Genomic DNA, 22,829 nt, shown 5'->3' with positions numbered 1-22,829 from the left:
ACCAGCACGATGCCCGGTGCCGCGGCCTCCGATGCGGCCGCCAGCGAAGCGAGATCGGCGTGCGTTTCCGCCGTCGCGCCGCCCTCCTCTATGAGCGCGACCAGGCCCAGCGGGTCCGGGCCCACGACCGCCAGCCGTTCGCCGAGGGGGGCCGCCGCGGGTGTCGCCACCCAGTCCAGGCGGAACATGGAGGTACGCACGACGTCCGGGACACCGTCACCGCCGTTCCCGTGCTCGGCCGGGAGCTCGGCCACCACCAGGGAGTCCACCGTGGCCACCGGGACACCGGCCGGATCGGCGAGCGCGATCGACAAGGCGCCGTCCGCGCGACGTGACAACCTCACCCGTACCGAGGAGGCGCCCACGGCCCGCAGCGAGACCCCCGACCAGGAGAACGGCACGGCACTCGTGTCCGTGTCGGAGTCCGAGTCCGATTCGTCCAGCACGGCCACGTGCAGAGCGGCGTCGAGAAGTGCGGGGTGCAGGCCGAAGGCCGCCGCGTCTGCTTCCATCCGCTCCGGCAGGTCCACCTCGGCGAACAGTTCGTCGCCCAACCGCCACGCGGCCCGCAGGCCCTGGAACACCGGGCCGTAGCCGAAGCCCTCGGCCGCCCGGCGTTCGTAGAAGCCGTCCAGGTCCAGCGGCGCCGCCCCGGTCGGCGGCCACACCCTCGCATGCGGCGTCGCGTCGCCGAGTTCAGCGGAGGACGGCGACGCGGCGGCGGTGAGGGTGCCGGTGGCGTGCCGCAACCACGGTGTGTCCTCCGCGCTCTCGGGCCGCGAGTGCACACTCACCGGGCGGCTGCCCGTCTCATCCGGTTCGCCCACGGTCAGCTGCAGCTGTACGGAGCCCTGTTCGGGAAGCACGAGCGGTGCCGCCAGGGTGAGCTCGTCCACCCGGTCGCAACCGACCTGGTCACCCGCGCGGAGCGCCAGCTCCACCAGCGCCGTACCCGGCACCACCAGCCGCCCCATCACCCGGTGATCCGCCAGCCACGGGTGGGACCGCACCGAGAGAAGGCTCGTGAACAGATGTCCTCCGGCACCCGCGAGCTCGACGGCGGCACCCAGGAGCGGATGGTCGGCCGCGCCAAGGCCGGCCGCGCGTACATCGCCGGCCCGGCTCGCCGTACCCGTCGGCCAGAACCGCTCGTGCTGGAAGGCATAGGTGGGAAGGGCCACCCTCCGGGCGCCCGCGAACAGCGGAGACCAGTCCACCTCCACTCCTCGTACGTGGAGCCGGGCCAGGGCGGTGAGGGCCGACCGTTCCTCCCCCTGGCCCTTGCGCAGTACCGGCACCAGCGCTGCCTCCTCCGGCGCAGACTCCTGCGCCAGGGCGGAGAGCACCCCGTCGGGCCCCAGCTCCACGAAGACCGTGACGCCGTCGTCGGCCAGGGTCCGTACCCCGTCCGCGAACCGTACGGCCTGACGGACGTGGGCCACCCAGTAGTCGGCGGAGCACAGCTGCTCCTCCGTAGCGAGGCCGCCCGTCACATTGGACACCACCGGAATGGCCGGGGGCCGGTAGGAGATGCCTTCGGCCACGGTGCGGAACTCGTCCAGCATCGGGTCCATCAGCGGGGAGTGGAACGCATGCGACACCCGCAACCGGCTCGTCTTCCGCCCCAGCACCGCAAACCGCTCCGCAAGCTCCAACACCTCCCGCTCCGCCCCGGACACCACCACCGAACCAGGACCGTTGACCGCCGCGATCGACACCTCACCGGACAGCAGCGGCACCACCTCGTCCTCAGCCGCCCGCACCGCCACCATCGCCCCACCCGAGGGCAACCCCTGCATCAACCGACCCCGCGCCACCACCAGCGCACACGCATCCGCCAGCGACAACACCCCCGCCACATGCGCCGCCGCAATCTCACCGACCGAATGCCCCACCAGATAGTCAGGGACGATCCCCCAGGACTCCACCAGCCGGAACAACGCCACCTCAACCGCGAACAGGGCAGGCTGAGCGAACTCCGTCCGATTCAGCAACCCCTCGTCCTCACCCCACACGACATCCCGCAACGCCACGCCCAACAGCGGATCCAGCCCCGCCACCACCTCATCCCACGCCCCCGCGAACACCGGGAACCGCCCATACAACTCACGCCCCATCCCCAACCGCTGAGCACCCTGCCCGGTAAACAGGAACGCCATCCTGCCCTGGTCGCTCACCGAACCCTCGACCACACCCCCATCAGCCTCACCCGCGGCCAGTGCCGCCACGCCCCGCGCCACACTCTCCAGGTCCTCGCCCAGCACCACCGCCCGATGCTCAAACGCCGACCGACCCGCAGCCAGTGAGAAACCCACATCCCGCAGCCCCGGCCCACCACCAGTCCCCATATGCGACAGCAGCCGCCCCGCCTGGGCACGCAGAGCCGCCGACGACGCACCCGATACCACCCACGGCACCACACCGACGCCGTCCGAAGACTCCTCAAGCCCGCCGTCGACAGGGTCGGAGAGACCCGGCTGCTCGACGATGAGGTGGGCGTTCGTGCCACTGATCCCGAAGGACGAGACGCCGGCGCGCCGCGGCTGCCCGGTGCCAGGCCACTCGACCGCCCGGGTGAGCAGCTCGACCGCGCCGTCTTCCCAGTCCACCTCGGACGAGGGCGTGTCGATATGCAAGGTCCGCGGCAAGAGACCGTGCCGCATCGCCATCACCATCTTGATCACACCAGCCACACCCGCCGCGGCCTGCGTATGACCGATGTTCGACTTCACCGACCCCAGCAACAGCGGACGGTCCGCCTTCCGATCCTGACCGTACGTCGCCAACAACGCCTGCGCCTCGATCGGATCACCCAGCCTCGTCCCCGTGCCATGCGCCTCCACCACATCCACATCCGAAGCCGACAGCCCCCCACTCGCCAACGCCTGACGAATCACCCGCTGCTGCGACGGACCATTCGGCGCCGTCAGACCATTCGACGCGCCGTCCTGGTTGACCGCGGAACCACGCACCACCGCCAACACCTCGTGACCATTACGGCGGGCGTCCGACAGCCGCTCCAGCACCACCACGCCCACGCCCTCGGACCAGCCCACACCATCAGCCGACTCCGAAAACGCCTTGCACCGCCCATCCGGCGACAACCCCCGCTGCCGCGAAAACTCCACAAACGCCACAGGCGTCGACATCACCGTCACACCACCCGCCAACGCCAGCGAACACTCCCCCGCCCGCAACGCCTGCGCCGCCAAATGCATCGACACCAACGAGGACGAACACGCCGTGTCGACCGTCACCGCGGGCCCCTCGAGCCCCAGCGTGTACGACACCCGCCCCGACACCACGCTGCCCGCACTGCCGTTGGCCTGATAGCCCTCGAACTCGGAGCCGTGCAACAGAGTCCCGTAGTCGTTGTACATCACCCCCGCGAACACACCCGTCCGGCTGCCCCGCAGCGACACCGGATCAATCCCCGCCTGCTCAAACGCCTCCCACGACGTCTCCAACAACAACCGCTGCTGCGCATCCGTCGCCAACGCCTCACGCGGACTCAACCCGAAGAACGCCGCGTCAAACTCCGCCGCATCCTGCAAGAACCCGCCTTCACGGGTGTAGGAGGTACCGAAGTGGTCAGGGTCCGGGTCGTACAGCGCCTCCAGATCCCAGCCCCGGTCGCTCGGAAAGCCCGTGATGGCGTCCTGACCGCCGGCCACCAGACGCCACAGGTCCTCCGGGGAACGCACCCCACCCGGATAGCGGCAGGCCATCCCCACGACCACCACCGGGTCGTCGGACACGATCGGCAGCGCCTCGTCGCGGGCCTGGTCCGGGGCCGATCCCTCGGTCCGCACCCCGAACAGCTCGCGGTGCAGATGGTCGGAGAGCGCGACCACCGTCGGGTAGTCGAAGACGAGGGTGGCGGGCAGCCGGAGCCCCGTGGCGGTGTTCAGCCGATTGCGCAGCTCCACCGCCGTCAGCGAGTCGAACCCCAGATCCTGGAAGGAGCGGGAGACCCCGACCTCGCCGGAGCCCGTATGCCCGAGCACCAGCGCCACCTGGCCACGCACCAGGTCGACCAGCGCCTCACGACGGTCGGTGCCGGTCAGGCCGCTGAGGCGTTCGACGAGGGTGGCCGCCTCGCCCGAGCTCGGCAGCGTATGCCGGCGGGTGCGGGTGCGGATCAGAGAGCGCAGCAGCGGCGGAATCTCTCCACGTGCGCGCAGCGCGGGCAGGTCGAGCCGGACCGGTACGACGGCGGCCTCACCCGTCGCCAGCGCCGCGTCGAACAGCGCGACACCCTCCTCGACGGACAACGGCGGCGTAGCCGCGCGCGTCATGCGTTCCACGTCCGCGTCGGTCAAGCCGCTGGTCATTCCACCTGCCCGGGACCATGGGCCCCACGCCAGCGACACCGCCGGAAGCCCGGCCGTACGTCGATGTTCGGCCAGTGCGTCCAGGAACGCGTTCGCCGCCGCATAGTTCCCCTGGCCTGCCGAGCCGAACGTACCCGCCACCGAGGAGAACGTCACGAAGGCCGTCAGGTCCAGTTCACGCGTCGCCTCGTGCAGCGCCCACGCCGCGTCGACCTTGGGCCGCGCCACCTTGGCCAGCCGTTCCGGCGTCAGCGCCTCCAGTACACCGTCGTCGAGGACACCCGCCGTATGCACCACGGCCCGCACCGGGCGGTCCGCCGGTACGTCCGCCAGCAGGGCCGCCACCGCATCGCGATCCGCCACATCACACGCCACCGCGCGCACATGGGCACCATGACCCGTCAGTTCCGTGACAAGTTCGGCCGCCCCGCTCGCCGCGCCGCCACTGCGGCTGGCCAACAGCAGATGCCGGACACCGTGCTCGACCACCAGGTGGCGGGCCAGCACACCGCCCAGTCCACCCGTGCCCCCCGTGATCAACACGGTGGCCTCAGGATCCCACTCCGCCCCGGCCGTCTCCTCACCAGCGGCGGAGGTACGGACAGCGGGGGTACGGACGGCAGGGGTACGGAGCAGCCTGCCCGCCAGGACGGCACCGTCCCGGACGGCCGTCTGCGGCTCGTCCGACCCAAGGGCCTCGGCCACCGCCGCGGCGGACGGCTGCCCCCCGTCGAGGTCCAGCAGGGCGAACCGGTCCGGGTGCTCCGACTGCGCCACGCGGACCAGGCCCCATACGGACGCGGCCGCAAGATCCTCTCCCGTGGTCGCGCCACGCGTCATGAACACCAGACGGGACCGCGTCCACCGCTCGTCGGACAGCCACGTCTGCAGCACGCCCAGGATCCGGGACGTCACCTCATACGTGGCGCCCACCACATCGCCCTCGGGCCCCGACACGGGCATCAGCACCACGGCGGGCGGTGGGTCCTCGCCTGCCGCGAGGGCGGCGAGGTCTTCGCAGCCGACAACGGCCGGCCCCGTCGTCCGCAGCCCCTCGACGAGTCCACCGTCATCGGGCCCGACGACGGCCACGGAGGCCGGGGGCACCGTCGACGCGCGCACCGGCGTCCAGTCCAGATGGAAGAGCGAATCCGCCACGGCGCCACCGGTGTGGTCGGTCAGCTCGGCCGACATCGCGCGCAGGGCAAGCGACTCCACGGAGAGCACGGGCCGCCCCGAGGGATCGGTGGCCTCCAGGGACAAGGTGTCCGGCCCGGCCGACGACAGCCGCACCCGTAGCGCCGACGCTCCGGCCCCGTACAGAGACACTCCCGACCACGAGAAGGGCAGCACACCGGGCCGGACCTCGGTCCCCGCCCAGGAGGCCGCGTGCAGCGCGGCGTCGAGCAGCGCCGGATGCAGCCCGAAAGCAGCGGCGTCCGCCTCGGGACTGTCCGGCATCGCCACCTCGGCGAATACGTCGGTGCCGCGCCGCCACGCCGACCGCAGGCCCTGGAAGAGCGGCCCGTAGTCGAAACCGAGCTCGGCGAACCGCTCATAGCAGCCGGTCAGATCCACCAGTTCGGCACCCTCCGGCGGCCACACCGGCCAGCCGCCCACTTGGTCGCCGCGCCCGGCCATCGCCAGCACCCCGTCGGCGTGCAGCACCCACTCCTCCGACCGGCCCTCAGGCCGGGAGTACACGCTGACCGGGCGACGGCCCGCCTCGTCCGGATCCCCGACAACCAGTTGCACCTGCACGGCGCCCTGCTCCGGCAGCGTGAGCGGCGCCGCCAGCGTAAGCTCCTCCACCCGGTCGCAACCGACCTCATCGCCCGCCCGGACCGCCAACTCCAACAGCGCGGTACCCGGCACCAGCACACGCCCCGACACCCTGTGATCGGCCAGCCACGCATGCGACCGCAGCGGAAGCGACAGCCGCCCGGTGAACAGCCGCCCTTCGGAACCCGCGAGCTCCACGGCACCGTTGAGCAGCGGATGCTCCGCCGAGGTGAGGCCGAACGCCACAGCATCTTCGACCGATGGTTCGGTACGCGGCCAGAACCACCCGCGCTGGAAGGCGTAGGTGGGCAGATCCACCCGACGGGCACCCGGGAACAGGGCTGCCCAGTCGGCCTCCATGCCATCGACGTACAGCTGCGCCAGCGCGGCGGTGACCGCGTGCTCCTCCCCCCGGTCCTTGCGCAACACCGGCACCAGCACCGCGCCGTCCGAGGCCGTTTCGGCCGCCAGGGCCAACAGCGACGCGTCCGGCCCGACCTCGACGAACCTGCGTACCCCGGCGTCTCCCAACGCCGCTATGGCGTCGGAGAACCGCACTGTGGCCCGCACATGCTCGACCCAGTAGTCGGCGGAGCACAGCTGCTCCTCCGTAGCGAGGCCGCCCGTCACATTGGACACCACCGGAATGGCCGGGGGCCGGTAGGAGATGCCTTCGGCCACGGTGCGGAACTCGTCCAGCATCGGGTCCATCAGCGGGGAGTGGAACGCATGCGACACCCGCAACCGGCTCGTCTTCCGCCCCAGCACCGCAAACCGCTCCGCAAGCTCCAACACCTCCCGCTCCGCCCCGGACACCACCACCGAACCAGGACCGTTGACCGCCGCGATCGACACGTCACCGGACAGCAGCGGCACCACCTCGTCCTCAGCCGCCCGCACCGCCACCATCGCCCCACCCGAGGGCAACCCCTGCATCAACCGACCCCGCGCCACCACCAGCGCACACGCATCCGCCAGCGACAACACCCCCGCCACATGCGCCGCCGCAATCTCACCGACCGAATGCCCCACCAGATAGTCAGGGACGATCCCCCAGGACTCCACCAGCCGGAACAACGCCACCTCAACCGCGAACAGGGCGGGCTGAGTGAACTCCGTACGGTCAAGAAGCTCCGCTTCGGGCGTGCCGGCCTCGGCGAACAGAATCTCGCGCAGAGGGCGGCTCAGATGCCCGTCCAACTCCTCGACGGCAGCGTCGAGCGCGTCGGCGAAGACCGGATACCGGCTCGCCAGCTCACGCCCCATGCCGGGGCGCTGACTGCCCTGACCGGTGAAGAGGAAGGCAGTGGCGCCGGGGCGCGGGGCCGCCGAGCCGAGCACCACATCAGCGGCGGACTCTCCCCCGGCCAGAGCAGCAAGCGCATCCAGCGCACCCTGGCGGTCGCGGGTCAGCAGCACAGCTCGACGCTCGAAACGCGACCGGGACAGCGCCAAGGACAGCGCGACATCGGCCCTGTCCGCCTCGGGCCGCTCGGCGAAATGGGATCGGAGACGTTCCGCCTGGGCACGCAGGGCCGCATCCGTCTTGCCCGAAATCGCCAAAGGAACGACAGCGGGGGCGTCCTGCTCCTCGGCGGCCGGGGCGATCGGCTCGGCCGGAAGATGTTCCAGGATCACATGCGCGTTGGTCCCGCTGATCCCGAACGAGGACACACCAGCCCGACGCGCCCGCCCCACCTCAGGCCACGCCCGCTGCTCCGCCACCAGCTCCACAGCACCAGCGGACCAGTCCACATGACTGGACGGCACCTCCAGATGCAGCGTCCTGGGCACCGCACCCTGACGCATCGCCATCACCATCTTGATAATGCCCGCAGCACCCGCAGCCGCCTGCGTATGACCGATGTTCGACTTCACCGAACCCAGCAACAACGGCAGCTCGCGATCCTGCCCATACGTGGCCAACAACGCCTGCGCCTCAATCGGATCGCCAAGCGTCGTCCCCGTACCATGCGCCTCCACCACATCCACATCCGCCGCGGACAACCCCGCACTCGCCAACGCCTGACGAATCACCCGCTGCTGCGACGGACCATTCGGCGCCGTCAGACCATTCGACGCACCATCCTGATTCACCGCCGAACCCCGCACCACCGCCAACACCTCATGCCCAAGGCGACGGGCATCGGACAACCGCTCCAACACCAGCACACCCACACCCTCGGACCAGCCCACACCGTCGGCCGACTCCGAGAACGCCTTGCACCGCCCGTCCGGCGACAACCCCCGCTGCCGCGAGAACTCCACAAACGACGCCGGTGTCGACATCACCGTCACACCACCGGCCAACGCCAGCGAGCACTCCCCCGACCGCAGCGCCTGAGCCGCCAAATGCATCGCCACGAGCGAAGACGAACACGCGGTGTCGACCGTGACCGCCGGACCTTCCAGACCCAGCGTGTACGACACCCGCCCCGACACCACACTGCCCGCGCTGCCGTTCGTCTGGTACCCCTCGAACTCCGCACCGCGCAGCAAAGTGCCGTAGTCGTTGTACATCACCCCCGCGAACACACCCGTCCGGCTGCCCCGCAGCGACGCCGGATCGATCCCCGCCCGCTCGAACGCCTCCCACGACGTCTCCAGCAACAACCGCTGCTGCGCATCGGTCGCCAACGCCTCACGCGGGCTGAGCCCGAAGAACGCCGCGTCGAACTCCCCAGCATCGTGGAGAAAGCCACCTTGCCGGGTGTACGACGTGCCTACGTGATCCGGGTCCGGGTCGTACAGCGCCTCCAGATCCCAGCCACGGTTGTCCGGGAAGCCCGAGATGGCGTCCTGACCGCCGTCCACCAGACGCCACAGGTCTTCCGGAGAACGCACCCCGCCCGGGTAGCGGCAGGCCATGCCCACGACCACCACCGGGTCATCGGCGACGGGGAGGAGTGCGTGGGCCGCGTTCCCGGCCTCCGCGGTATCCGCGGCACCGGTCGCTTCCGGACCGAGCAGTTCGTCAAGCAGGTAGCCCGCCAGCGCCTCGGCGGTCGGATAGTCGAAGACGACGGTCGCGGGCAGCCGGAGGCCCGAGGCGGCGCCGAGCCGGTTGCGCAGCTCCACCGCCGTCAGGGAGTCGAAGCCCAGCTCCTGGAAGGCGCGCGTCGGCGCCACGACGTCCGCCGTCGCATGTCCCAGCACCAGCGCCACATGCGTACGGACCAGGTCGAGCGCGGCCTCCGAGCGCTCCGCTCGCGGCAGGGCGGCCAGCCGCTGTGCGAGGGAGGCCGAGGTGCCGGGCGCGGTGGCCGCCGAGCGGCGGAGGGGGGTGCGGATGAGTCCTCGCAGCAGTGGCGGGATCTCGCCACGTGCGCGCAGCGCGGGCAGATCGAGCGGTACGGGCAGGAGGACGGCGTCCGGCGCGGCGAGGGCGGCGTCGAACAACGCCACGCCCCGCTCGGCCGGCAACGCGGGCATGCCCTCCCGGGCCAGGCGGCGCATGTCCGCCTCGGTCAGGGTGCTGGTCATCCCGCCCGCCTGGGTCCACGGGCCCCAGGCCAGCGACGCCGCCGGAAGCCCGGCCGTACGTCGATGCTCCGCCAGCGCGTCCAGAAACGCGTTGCCCGCGGCGTAGTTGGCCTGGCCCGCACCGCCGAAGGTGCCCACGACCGACGAGAAGGTGATGAACGCGGCCAGGTCCAGGTGGCGGGTCAGCTCGTGCAGATGCCAGGCGGCATCCACCTTCGGGCGCAGTACGGCGGCCATGCGCTGCGGGGTAAGGGTCTCGATCACGCCGTCGTCCAGGACGCCCGCGGTGTGCACCACGGCCGTCAGCGGGTGGTCCCGCTCCACACCGGCCACCAGCTGGGCCAGTGCGTCGCGGTCGGCGATGTCGCATGAGGCCACGGTCACCTGGGCGCCCAGTGCGGTGAGTTCGTCGGCCAGCCGGTCGGCGCCCGCTGCGGCGCGGCCACGGCGGCTGGCCAGGAGCAGATGCCTGACCTGGTGGTCGGTGACCAGGTGGCGGGCCAGTATGCCGCCCAGCCCCCCGGTGCCGCCGGTGATCAGCACGGTGCCCTCGGGGTCCCATTTGGCGCCGGGCTCGCCCGGTACGGGGCCGGGCTCGCCCGGTACGGGCACCCGGGCCAGTCGGCCGACGTGGACCGCGCCGTCACGGATCACCAACTGCGGTTCCGCGGAGCCGAGCGCCCCCGGCAGCGCCGCGGCCGACTCGGGCCGGGCGTCGAGGTCGGCGAGGACGAACCGATCCGGGTGTTCCGCCTGCGCCGAGCGCACCAGGCCCCATACGGTCGCGGCAGCCACATCGTGGACACCGGGCGGGTCGCCGGCGGCGCCTCGGGTGATGAACACCAGCCGGGAGCCCGCCAGGCGTTCCTCCTCGGCCAGCCAGGTCTGCAGGTACGTCAGCACCTGGGCGCTGAGGTGGTGTGCGGTGGCGACCACAGCGTCTGCCGCGCCGCCTGCTCCGGTGAGCGGGATGAGCACGGCGCCCGGGGCAACAACCTCGTCACCGATCGCCTGAATGAGGTCGGCGAGATCGGCGTACGGGCGTACGGTGTGGCCCGTGGCCTCGAGCGCCCCGACGAGCCCGAGGGGGTCCGGGCCGACCACGGCCAGCGGTCCAGGGTCGGCGGGGAGCGCGGCGTGGTCGGCGGTGGCGGCCGTCCAGTCGAGCCGGAACAGCGAGTCGCGCTCCGCCGCGCCCACAGCAGAGGTCAGTTGCTCGGCGGCCAGCGGCCGTAGCGCCAGGGAGCCGACCGTGGCCACCGGGGTGCCGGAGGTGTCGGCGAGGTCGAGGGACACCGCATGGGGACCGGCCGGGGCGAGCCGGATCCGGAGGGCCCTCGCGCCGCTCGCGTGCAGGGTGACGTTCTCCCAGGAGAAGGGCAGGGCCGTGCGAGGAATATCCCCGTCGAGCAGCGCCACCGCGCGCAGGGTGGAGTCGAGCAGCGCCGGGTGCAGCCCGAAGCCGTCGGTGCCCGCCGTATCCGCGACGGGTGCTGCGTCGTCCCCGACCTGGGGCAGCGCGATCTCCGCGAACACCTCTGCGCCGCGCCGCCAAGCCGCGGTGAGCCCCTGGAAGAGGGGGCCGTAGCCGAATCCGTCCTCCGCGAGCCGGTCGTACAGCCCGTCCAGCGCGATGGGCGCGGCCCCGATCGGTGGCCACTGGACAGCCGCGAACGCGGTGTCGGGAGCGGTGGTGTGCGTACGTGTAACGAGCACACCGTCGGCGTGCCGGACCCACTCCTGGCCCATCGCTCCCTCGGGCCGCGCGGACACCGCCACCGGGCGGCGGCCGGCCACGTCCACCGCGCCGACCCGCAACTGCACCTGGATCGCGCCGTGCTCGGGGAGCACCAGTGGTGTGGCGAGCGTCAGCTCCTCCACGAGGTCGCAGCCGACCTCGTCACCGGCGCGGATCGCCAGTTCGAGGAGCGCGGTGCCCGGCAGCAGCACGGCGCCCATGACGGCGTGCTGCGCCAGCCACGGATGCGTCCGCAGCGAGAGCCTGCTGGTGAACAGCGCGCCTTCGCCATCAGCCAGCTCCACGGCGGCGCCGAGCAGCGGATGGTCCGCGGAACCCAGTCCGGCGGCGGTGATGTCCCCAGCCGGGTTCGATGTCGGCTGTGGCCAGTAGCGCTCGTGCTGGAAGGCGTACGTCGGCAGCTCGACACGGTGCGCGCCGCGTCCGTCTCCGTTTTCGCTCCCCGCCAGAAACGCGGCCCAGTCGGGGGACGTTCCGCGCACATGGAGCCGGGCGAGGGCGGTGGCCACGGACAGTTCCTCGGAGCGGTCCCGGCGCAGCAGCGGCAGGAGCGCCGTGTCGGGGGACAGGGAGTCCCTTGCCATGGCGGAGAGTACGCCGTCGGGACCGATTTCGAGGAAGGTGTCGACGCCCGCGTCTTCCAGTGTCCGGAGGCCGTCGGCGAAGCGTACGGCGGCCCGGGCGTGCTGTACCCAGTAGTCCGCGGACGGCGTCTCGCCGTCGGTGCCGGTGTCGGTGCCACTGCCGGGGACGGGTGTTCCGGTCACCATGGACACCATGGGGATCCGCGGCGCATGGTAGGTCAGTCCCTCGGCCACGGTGCGGAAGTCGTCCAGCATGGGGTCCATCAGCGGGGAGTGGAAGGCGTGCGAGACCGACAGCCGCTTGGTCCTGCGCCCGCGTGCGGCGATGTCGTCCGCGACATCCCGTACGGCGCTCTCGTCACCGGCGATGACCACGGCTTCGGGGCCGTTGACGGCGGCGATGCCGATCAGATGCTCGCGGCCCGCCAACAGGGGCGCCACCTCGTCCTCGGCGGCCTCGAGCGACACCATCGCGCCGGCCTCGGGCAGGGCCTGCATCAGCCGGGCGCGTGCCGCCACCAAGGTGCAGGCGTCCGGCAGGCTGAGCACCCCGGCCACGTGTGCCGCGGCGAGCTCCCCGATCGAATGCCCGGCCACGAAGCGGGGCGTGACACCCCAGGACTCCACCAGCCGGAACAGCGCCACTTCCACCGCGAACAGGGCGGGCTGAGTGAACTCCGTACGGTCAAGAAGCTCCGCTTCGGGCGTGCCGGCCTCGGCGAACAGAATCTCGCGCAGAGGGCGGCTCAGATGCCCGTCCAACTCCTCGACGGCAGCGTCGAGCGCGTCGGCGAAGACCGGATACCGGCTCGCCAGCTCTCGCCCCATGCCGGGGCGCTGACTGCCCTGACCGGTGAACAGGAAAGCGCTGACACCGGGCCGCGGCGCCACCGAGCCGAGCACCACATCACCGGTGGACTCCCCCGTGGCCAGAGCAGCAAGACCACTCAGCGCGCTCTCGCGGTCGCGCGTCAGCAACACTGCCCGGTGCTCGAAGCCCGACCGGGACAGCGCCAAGGACAGCGCGACATCGAGCCTGCCCACCTCCGGCCGAGCAGTGAGATGGGACCGGAGACGTTCCGCCTGGGCACGCAGGGCCGCATCCGTCTTGCCCGAAATCGCCAAAGGAACGACAGCGGGGGCGTCCGGCTCCTCGGCGGCCGGGGCGATCGGCTCGGCCGGAAGATGTTCCAGGATCACATGCGCGTTGGTCCCGCTGATCCCGAACGAGGACACACCAGCCCGACGCGCCCGCCCCACCTCAGGCCACGCCCGCTGCTCCGCCACCAGCTCCACAGCACCAGCGGACCAGTCCACATGGCTGGACGGCACCTCCAGATGCAGCGTCCTGGGCACCGCACCCTGACGCATCGCCATCACCATCTTGATAATGCCCGCAGCACCCGCAGCCGCCTGCGTATGACCGATGTTCGACTTCACCGAACCCAGCAACAACGGCAGCTCGCGATCCTGCCCATACGTGGCCAACAACGCCTGCGCCTCAATGGGGTCACCCAACGTCGTCCCGGTGCCATGCGCCTCCACCACATCCACATCCGCCGCGGACAACCCCGCACTCGCCAACGCCTGACGAATCACCCGCTGCTGCGACGGACCATTCGGCGCCGTCAAACCATTCGACGCACCATCCTGATTCACCGCCGAACCCCGCACCACCGCCAACACCTCATGCCCAAGGCGACGGGCATCGGACAACCGCTCCAACACCAGCATGCCGACGCCCTCCGACCAGCCGGTGCCGTCGGCGGCGTCGGAGAAGGACTTGCAGCGGCCGTCGGAGGCCAGGCCGCCCTGGCGGTCGAAGTCGACGAAGGTCTCCGGGGTCGCCATGACGGTGACGCCGCCCGCGAGCGCCAGCGAACACTCCCCCGACCGCAGCGCCTGCGCGGCCATGTGCACGGCGACCAGCGAGGACGAGCACGCGGTGTCGATGGTGACGGCCGGACCCTCGAGGCCGAGGGTGTAGGCAACCCGGCCCGAGGCCACGCTGCCGGACGTACCGTTGACCACGAAGCCGCGCAGGGCCTCGGGCAAGCCGTCGCCGGCCGCCGGGTAGTCGTGGTACATCACCCCGGCGAAGACACCGGTGGCGCTCCCCTTGAGCGTGAGCGGGTCCATCCCTGCCCGCTCCAGGGCCTCCCACGACGTCTCCAGCAGGAGCCGTTGCTGCGGGTCGATGGCGAGCGCTTCGCGCGGGGAGATCCCGAAGAAACCCGCGTCGAAGTCGCCCGCGTCGTACAGGAACCCGCCCACGCGGGCGAAGGACACGTCGGGCAGGGACCAGCCCCGGTCGTCGGGGAAGTCGGAGATGCCGTCGCGGCCCTGTGCCGTCAGCTCCCACAGCTCCTCGGGGGAGCTCACCCCGCCCGGATAGCGGCAGGCCATCCCCACGATGACGATCGGGTCCCCGGTCACGGCGGGGGCGGCGGCCACCTGCCGGGTGGCGGTGGTGCCCTGGCTGCGCGCGCAGAGGAAGTCAGCGACGGCCGCGGGGGTGGGGTAGTCGAAGATGAGGGTGGTGGGCAGCCGTACGCCCGTGGTCTCGGTGAGCTGGTTGCGCAACTCCACCGAGGTCAGCGAGTCCAGTCCGAGGTCCTGGAAGGTCAGCGACGGATCCACGGCCTCGGCGGAGGGATGCCCGAGCACCGCGGCGACCGCGGCCCGTACCAGCCGGGACACCGCGTCGGCGAGGTCGGCCCCCGTCAGCCCCGCCAGCTCGGCCAACGGGTCGGGCCCCGCGCCCGGCGCGCCGGCCGCCACCGCCCGCCGTGCCGGGGCGGGCACCAGCGCGCGGAAGGGCGCCGGCACGGTGCCCCGGGCGCGCAGCGCCGCGCGGTCCACCTGGGCCGCGACGACGGCAGGTTCGCCCGCGGTCGGCGCGGCGTCGAACCAGGCCAGCCCCTGGTCGATGGTGAGCGGCGGCAGGCCGGCCCGCGCCATGCGGCGCATCTCTGCGTCCGTGAGGGTGCTCGTCATACCGCTGCCCTGCGGCCACGGACCCCAGGCGATGGCCAGGCCCGGCAGCCCCTGGGCGGCCCGCCGCCGTACGAGGGCGTCGAGGAACGCGTTCGCCGCGGTGTAGCTGCCCTGCCCTGCGTTTCCCAGGACGCCGAACACCGAAGAGAACACGACGAACGCGGTGAGGTCATGGCTCCGGGTGAGCTCGTGCAGATGCCACGCACCGGCCGCCTTCGGCCGGAACGCCGTGTCCAGTCGCTCCTCGGTCAGCGCCTCGACCAACCCGTCGTCGAGCACACCGGCCGCGTGCACCACACCGGTCAGCGGATGTGCCGCCGGGATGTCGCCGATCAGCCGGGCGACGGCTGCGCGGTCCGAGACATCGCAGGCGACGACGGAGACCTCGGCGCCCAGCCGGGTCAGCTCCGCCACCAGGTCGTCGGCGCCTTCGGTGACGCGGCCACGGCGTCCGGCCAGGACGAGATGGCGTACGCCATGCGCATCGGCCAGATGCCGGGCCACCTGGGCGCCCAGCCCGCTCAGTCCGCCCGTGACCAGTACGGTGCCGTCGGTGTCCCAGACGGCCTCCCGGTGGGACTCGGCGGCAGGCTCCGAGGGGCGCACGGGGGTCAGCCGGGGCGTCAGCAGGCGGCCTTCGCGTACGGCGAGCTGCGGTTCGTCCAGCTCCAGCGCCGCGCGCAGCGGCCCGGCCGTGGGCGGGGCGTCTGTTCCGTCCAGGTCCAGGAGGACGAAGCGACCGGGGCTCTCCTGCTGCGCGGAGCGCACCAGCCCCCACACCGTCGCACCAACCAGATCGGGCGAGGTGTCGGCGTCCGTCGCGACCGCGCCCCGCGTCACAAACACCACCGCAGGCGTGTTCCCAGGCTCGTCCGCGTCTCGCAGATCCCGCTGCAACCGGTCGAGCGCCGCCGAGGTGGCGGCGCGCACCGCGTCGAGCGCGTCGTCCTCGGACACGGCCCCGGCCGGTGCGGCGACCGGGACCAGGACCGCATCCGCCGGTTCCGTCGCCTCGTCGACCACGGTCTCGCCCGCCGAGCGCAGCGCGTCGGCCAGCCCCCAGGCGTCCGGGCCGGCCACCGCCCACCGGCGGGCCTGACCGTCCTCCGCCGACGGCGCCGCGTCCACGGGCGCCCAATCCAGGCGCAGGAGCGGTTGCCCGGCCCGGCCGCCGCCGTCGGGCGTGTACGGGAGGAGGGCCAGCGAGCGTACGGAGGCCACTACCCGGCCCTCCGTGTCGGCGACGGTCAGCGTGACCGCGTCGTCGCCCGCCCGGCTGATCCGGACCCGCAGCACCGAGGCGCCCGAGGCGTGCAGCGACACCTCCGTCCAGGCGAACGGCAGCCGTCCGCCTGCGGAGTCGTCGAGCCCGGTGTACGACACGATGTGCAGCGCGGCGTCGAGCAGGGCCGGGTGCAGCCCGAACGCGGCGGCGTCGCCCGCGATGTGCTCGGGCAGCGCCACCTCGGCCAGTACGGCCTCCTCGGTCTGCCAGAGTGCGCGTACGCCCCGGAACGCCGGGCCGTAGTCGAATCCGGCCGCGCTCCGCCGCTCGTAGAAGCCGTCGAGGTCGAGCGGCACGGCGTCGGCCGGTGGCCAAGTCCGGCCGTACGCCCACTGATCGGCCGCGCTGCCCTCCTCGGCCGGGACCGGCTCGCCCAACAGCCCAGGCGCCCCAGGCGCGAGCACGCCCATGGCGTGCTGGACCCACGGCGCGTCGGGTGCGTCGTCGGGGCGGGAGTAGATCCCCAGGGTCCGGCAGCCGGTGTCGTCGGGCGGGCCGAGGGCCACCTGGACGGGGATACCGCGGTGTTCGGGCAGCGCCAGGGGCGCGGTCAGGGTGAGTTCACGTACGAGGCCGCAGTCGGCCTCGTCACCCGCCCGGACCGCCAGCTCCACGAAGCCGGTGCCGGGGAAGAGCACCTGTCCGGCCACCACATGGTCGGCCAGCCAGGGTTGGGCCGTCGTCGACAGGACGCCCGTGCACAGCAGCCCTCCGGTGTCCGGGAGTCGCACGACCGCGCCCAGCAGCGGGTGTTCCGGCCGGTCGAGGCCCGCCGATGCGACATCGGCCGCACCGGCTGTCCGCCCGGCCCAGTAGCGCTCGCGCTGGAACGCGTACGTCGGCAGCTCCACCCGCCGCGCTCCGGTCCCGGTGAACAGGGCGGGCCACTGTACGGGGACGCCGTGCGCGTGCAGCCGGGCCGCGGCGGTCACGGCGGCGGTGTCGTCGTCCTCGCCGCGGTCCGTACGGAGCATCGGCACCGCGGTGACGCCTGTCAGCTCGGCGAGGTTGTCCCCGGTGAGGGCCGTCAGTGTCGCGTCGGGGCCCAGTTCCAGGAACACCCGGGACCCGGCGGAGGCGGCCGCGGCGATCGCCGCGGCGAAGCGCACCGGGCGTACGACATGGTCCACCCAGTAGTCCGGTGTGCCGATCTGCGCCGCGTCGACCATCTCGCCGGTGACGGTCGAGACGATGGGGACGCGCGGCGCCTGGAAGGCCAGCCGCTCGACGACCGCCCGGAAGTCCGCCAGCATCGGGGCCATCAGCGGGGAGTGGAACGCATGGCTGACCCGCAGCCGCGTGGCCTTCCGGCCCCGCGCCTCGAAGCGGGCCGCGATGTCCGCCACGGTCTCCTCGTCGCCGGAGAGGACCACCGAGGACGCGCCGTTGACCGCGGCGAGTTGCGCGCGGTCGGTGTGGTCCGCGAGCAGCGGTTCCACCTCGTCCTCGCCCGCCCGCAGCGCCACCATGGCCCCGCCCTCGGGCAGCGCCTGCATCAGTCGACCACGCGCGGCCACCAGGGCACATGCGTCGCCGAGGGAGAGCACACCGGCGATATGCGCGGCGGCGATCTCTCCGATCGAGTGACCGACGAGGAGGTCGGGGACGATCCCCCAGGACTCGGCCAGCCGGAACAGCGCCACTTCGAGCGCGAACAGCGCGGGCTGCGCGTACTCCGTACGGTCGAGCGCATCGGCGTCCGCGCCGAACATCACCTCGCGCAGCGGCCGGCCCAGCTCGCCGTCCAGCAGCGTGCACACCTCGTCGAGTGCGCGGGCGAACACGGGGAAGCGGTGGGCAAGCTCGCGGCCCATGCCGATGCGCTGCGCGCCCTGGCCGGCGAACAGCAGCGTCAGGGGCCCCGCGCTCGCGGCGACGCCCCGCGCCGCCTCCACCACGCCGTCCGGGGTGGACAGCAGCACGGCGCGGTGCTCCAGCTGGGCGCGGGTCGTGGCGAGGGAGTAGCCGATGTCGGGCGCCGGGGCGCGGGTGTCGGCGAGGAAGGAGTGCAGGCGGTCGAGCTGGGCCCGCAGCGCGGCGTCGGTCCGTCCCGACACCGGCCAGGGCACCACGCGGGGGGCGGCTTCGGGTGTTGTGTCCGGGGGCACGAGCTCCGCGGCGGTGGCCGGTGGCGGCTCGTGCGGTGCCTGCTCGACGATGACATGGGCGTTGGTGCCGCTGATGCCGAACGAGGACACGCCCGCGCGGCGCGGCCGTTCCGCCTCCGGCCACGACGTCGGCTCGGTCAGCAGCTCCACCGTGCCCGCCGTCCAGTCCACATGCGAGGACGGCGCGTCCACGTGCAGTGTTCTGGGCAGCGTGCCATGGCGCATGGCCATGACCATCTTGATGACGCCCGCAACACCCGCCGCGGCCTGAGTATGTCCGATGTTGGACTTGATCGACCCCAGCAGCAGTGGACGTGTCGCGTCCCGGCCCTGGCCGTAGGTGGCGAGGATCGCCTGCGCCTCGATGGGGTCGCCCAGCCTGGTGCCGGTGCCATGTGCCTCGACGGCGTCCACGTCCGCGGGGACGAGTCCCGCTCCGGCCAGCGCCTGGCCGATGACCTGCTGCTGGGACACGCCGCTCGGCGCGGTCAGCCCGTTCGACGCGCCATCGGAGTTGACCGCCGAGCCGCGCAGCACCGCCAGGATACGGTGGCCGTTGCGGCGGGCGTCCGACAGCCGCTCCAGCACCAGCATGCCCACGCCCTCGGACCAGCCGGTGCCGTCGGCGGCCTCCGCGAACGCCTTGCACCGGCCGTCCTCGGACAGCCCGCCCTGCTTGGCGAACTCGACGAAGATGCCGGGCTCGGACATCACGGTGACGCCACCGGCCAGGGCCAGCGAGCACTCGCCGCCGCGCAGCGACTGGGCCGCGAGGTGGAGGGCCACCAGCGACGAGGAGCAGGCGGTGTCGACCGTGAGCGCCGGTCCGCGCAGCCCGAGCGTATAGGCGACCCGGCCGGACAGGACGCTGGGAGAGGTGCCGGTCAGCACATAGCCCTCGGCGTCGCCGGTCGCCTCGTGCAGCCGCGGGCCGTAGTCCTGGGCCATCGCGCCGACGAACACACCTGTCCGGCTGCCGTGCAGTGACGAGGGCGCGATCCCCGCCCGCTCGACCGCCTCCCAGGTCACTTCGAGCGCCAGTCGCTGCTGGGGATCCATGGCAAGGGCTTCCCGGGGCGAGATCCCGAACAGCGCCGCGTCGAACCGGTCGGCGTCGTACAGGAAACCGCCCGGCCGCTGTGTGGCCAGCACCTCGGCCGCCCAGCCGCGGTCGGTCGGCATCGCGGAGACGGCGTCCACTTCGCTCGCCACCAGGTCCCACAGCGCCTCGGGGGTGTCGGCCCCGCCCGGGTAGCGGCAGCCCATGCCCACGATGACCACCGGCTCATCGGCGGGCGCGGCGGTGGCCCGGGGCGGGGTCTCGCCGGTACCGGTGGCGCCGCTGGGCTCGGTGGCCAGCCGGGCGGCGATCCGGTCCGGTGTGGGGTGGTCGAACAGCGCGGTGTTGGGCAGTCGCAGACCGGTGGCGGACCTCAGCCGGGACACCAGTTCCACGGTCATGGTGGAGTCGAAGCCGAGTTGTTTGAACGTCAGGCTCGTGTCGACCCGCTCCGGTTCGGCGTAGCCGAGCACCATCGCGGTCTCGGCCCGCACCAGCCGCGCCACGTCCACACGCGGCTGCCTGGCGGCCGGCTCCGCGGGCGCGGGTGCCTCACCCGGTACGGGCTCGGGGGCGCCCGGGGGCGTGGCGGCGCCGTATTCGGTCAGCTGACCCGCCGGCTGGCCGTCCAGCCAGTGACGTTCCCGTTGGAAGGCGTAGGTGGGCAGTGCCACTCGCCGACCGCCCCGCTGGGCGAAATACGCGTCCCAGCGCACCGGGGCGCCGTGGACGTGCAGTTCGGCCATCGCGGTCAGTACCGTCAGCGACTCGTCACTGCCGGGGCGGAGTGTCCTGACGACCGCGGGGGGCGTGTCGGTGGGACCGTGAGCGTCCTCGGCGTTTGCGGCGCTTGTGGGAAGCTGGTCGAGGCATTCCCGGGTCATCCCGGTGAGCACGCCGTCCGGGCCCAGCTCCAGGAACGCGCCGACGCCCCGGTCCCGAAGGGTACGTACGGTGTCCGCGAAGCGGACGGTCTCGCGGGCGTGCCGCGCCCAGTACTCCGCGGAGCACAGCTGCTCGGCGGTGGCGAGTTCGCCGGTGAGGTCGGACACCACGGGGATCCGGGGCTCGGCGAGGGACAGCCCGGCCACGACCTGGCGGAACTCGTCGAGCATGGCGTCCATGCGGGGCGAGTGGAACGCGTGGGAGACCCGCAGGCGCTTGGTTCTGCGCCCCGAGTCGGCGAAGTGTGCGACGACGTCCTCGACCGCGCCCTCGTCGCCCGCGACGACCACGGACGCCGGGCCGTTGACCGCCGCGAGGGAGACCTCGTGCTCGCGACCGGCCAGCAGCGGACGCACCTCGTCCTCGTGGGCCTGGATCGAGGCCATCGCGCCGCCGGTGGGCAGCGCCTGCATCAGCCGGCCGCGCGCCGCCACCAGGGTGCACGCGTCGGCGAGGGACAGCACGCCGGCCACATGGGCGGCTGCGACGGCCCCGATCGAGTGCCCGGCCACGAAGTCCGCGGTGGTGCCCCAGGACTCCAGCAGCCGGAAGAGGGCCACGTGGAGGGCGAAGAGCGCGGGCTGGGTGTAGGCGGTGTGGTGCAGCAGATCGGCGTCGTCGGTGCCCTCCGGCGCGCACATCACCTCGCGCAGCGGCCTTTCGAGGTGTCCGTCCATCAGGGCGCAGACGTCGTCGAGCGCCCGTGCGAACGCCGGATACCGCCGGTACAGCTCCTGACCGGCCCCGGCCCGCTGCGAGCCCTGGCCGGAGAACAGAAACGCGGTGGTGGCGGCAGAGCGCGGCGCCCAGCCCTGGATCGCACCGCTGCCGGGAGTACCGTCGGCCAGCGCGGTCAGGGTGCGCAGTGCGCCGTCCCGGTGCCGGGCGAGGACCACGGCGCGGTGGTCGAACGTGGCCCGCGTCGTGGCCAGGGAGAAGCCCACGTCGGCCATGGCCGCCGGACTGGTTTCCGGGCCGCCGTCCGCGTCATCCGCCCCGTCCGCACCACCATCGCCGGTCACATGGGCCGCGAGCCGGGCCGCCTGTGCGCGCAGCGCGTCCGGTGTCCTGCCCGACAGCAGCCACGGCACAACGCAGGGCTCGAAGTCCTCGGGGCCCTCGCCGTCCTCGGCCGCCGTGAGGTCCGTGGCCGGTCCCGCCACGGCGGGTGTGGCGTGTCCGAGCGACGTCGCGTCCGATACGACGAGGTGGCAGTTGGTGCCGCCCATGCCGAACGACGACACCCCGGCCAGGACCGAGCCGTGGTGGGCGGGCCAGGGGCGCGCCGCCGTCACCACGTCGAGGCGCCACTCGTCGAACCGTATCCGCGGGTTGGGCCGCTCGAAGTTCAGGCTCGCGGGCAGGGTTCCGTGGCGGAGCGAGAGCGCGACCTTCAGCAGCCCGACGATGCCCGCCGCGCCCTCCAGGTGGCCGACGTTGGTCTTCGCGGAGCCGACCAGCAGCGGCTCGTCGGCGGGGCGGTCGGCCCCGTACACCGCGCCGAGGGCGGCGGCCTCGACGGGATCGCCGACGCGGGTGCCGGTGCCGTGCAGTTCGACGTACCGTACGGCGGTCGGGTCGGCGCCCGCGCGGCGGCAGGCCGCGCGCAGTACGGCCTGCTGGGCCCGCTGGTCGGGGGTGGTCAAGGCGTCGCCGGCGCCGTCGTTGTTGACCGCGCCGCCCTCGATGACGCAGTAGATCTCATCGCCGTCGGCCACGGCGTCCGCCAGCGGCTTGAGCAGGACGAGACCGCCGCCCTCACCGCGGACGTAGCCGTTGGCACGCTCGTCGAAGGTGAAGCACCGGCCGTCCGGGGACAGCCCGCCGAAGCGGGCCGCGGCCTCGGTGCTCTCGGGCGTGAGGTTCAGCTGGACACCGCCGGCCAGCGCGGCCCGTGACTCGCCGCGGCGCAGGCTCTCGCAGGCGATGTGGACCGCGACCAGGGATGACGACTGCCCCGTGTCGACCACCAGGCTGGGGCCGCGCAACCCGAGGAAGTACGAGACACGGTTGGCGATGATGCTGCGGTTCAGCCCGGTGAGGGTGTGGTGGCCGATGTCCGCGACACCCCGACGCCGGTCCAGGGCGCCGTAGTCGTCCGCGGTCACGCCGACGAACACTCCGGTGTCGCTGCCGCGGACGGCGTCCGGCGGCATTCCGGCGTCTTCGAGCAGCTCCCAGCCCAGCTCCAGCATGAGGCGCTGCTGTGGGTCCATCGCCCGGGCCTCGCGCGGGGAGATCCCGAAGAACTCGGCGTCGAAGCGGTCGACGTCCGCCAGGAAGCCGCCGCGCCCGCGATGGCCGGAGCCGTCGTCGCCGGAGCCGCCGTGGCCGGGGCCACCGTCGCCGTTTTCGTGGTGGGCGTTTTCCTGGTGGGCGTATCCGTGACGGCCAGGAGGCGGCTCGGACACCGCACTCACCCCGTCGCGCAGCAGCTCCCAGAACCGCGCGGGGTCCGGCGCGGATGGCAGCCTGCAGGACAGCCCCACCAC

Annotated in this window: 1 protein-coding gene (cut by a window edge); it reads right to left on the bottom strand. The window is 72.7% G+C overall.

Annotation, left to right across the window (positions count from 1 at the left end; genetic code table 11):
- On the bottom strand, window positions 1–22,829 hold the 5' portion of the coding sequence (locus ACH4U7_RS02010) for an SDR family NAD(P)-dependent oxidoreductase (protein ID WP_398526442.1). Its footprint begins 7,042 nt before the window's first position; the window shows 22,829 of its 29,871 coding nt (coding positions 1–22,829); it begins with the start codon at window positions 22,827–22,829; the stop codon falls past the left edge of the window.

Source organism: Streptomyces sp. NPDC020845 (assembly GCF_044334165.1).
In the GTDB taxonomy this organism is placed as follows: domain Bacteria; phylum Actinomycetota; class Actinomycetes; order Streptomycetales; family Streptomycetaceae; genus Streptomyces.
Note: the sequence above shows the minus strand (reverse complement) of the source record. Positions and strands in the feature narration are given on the sequence as shown.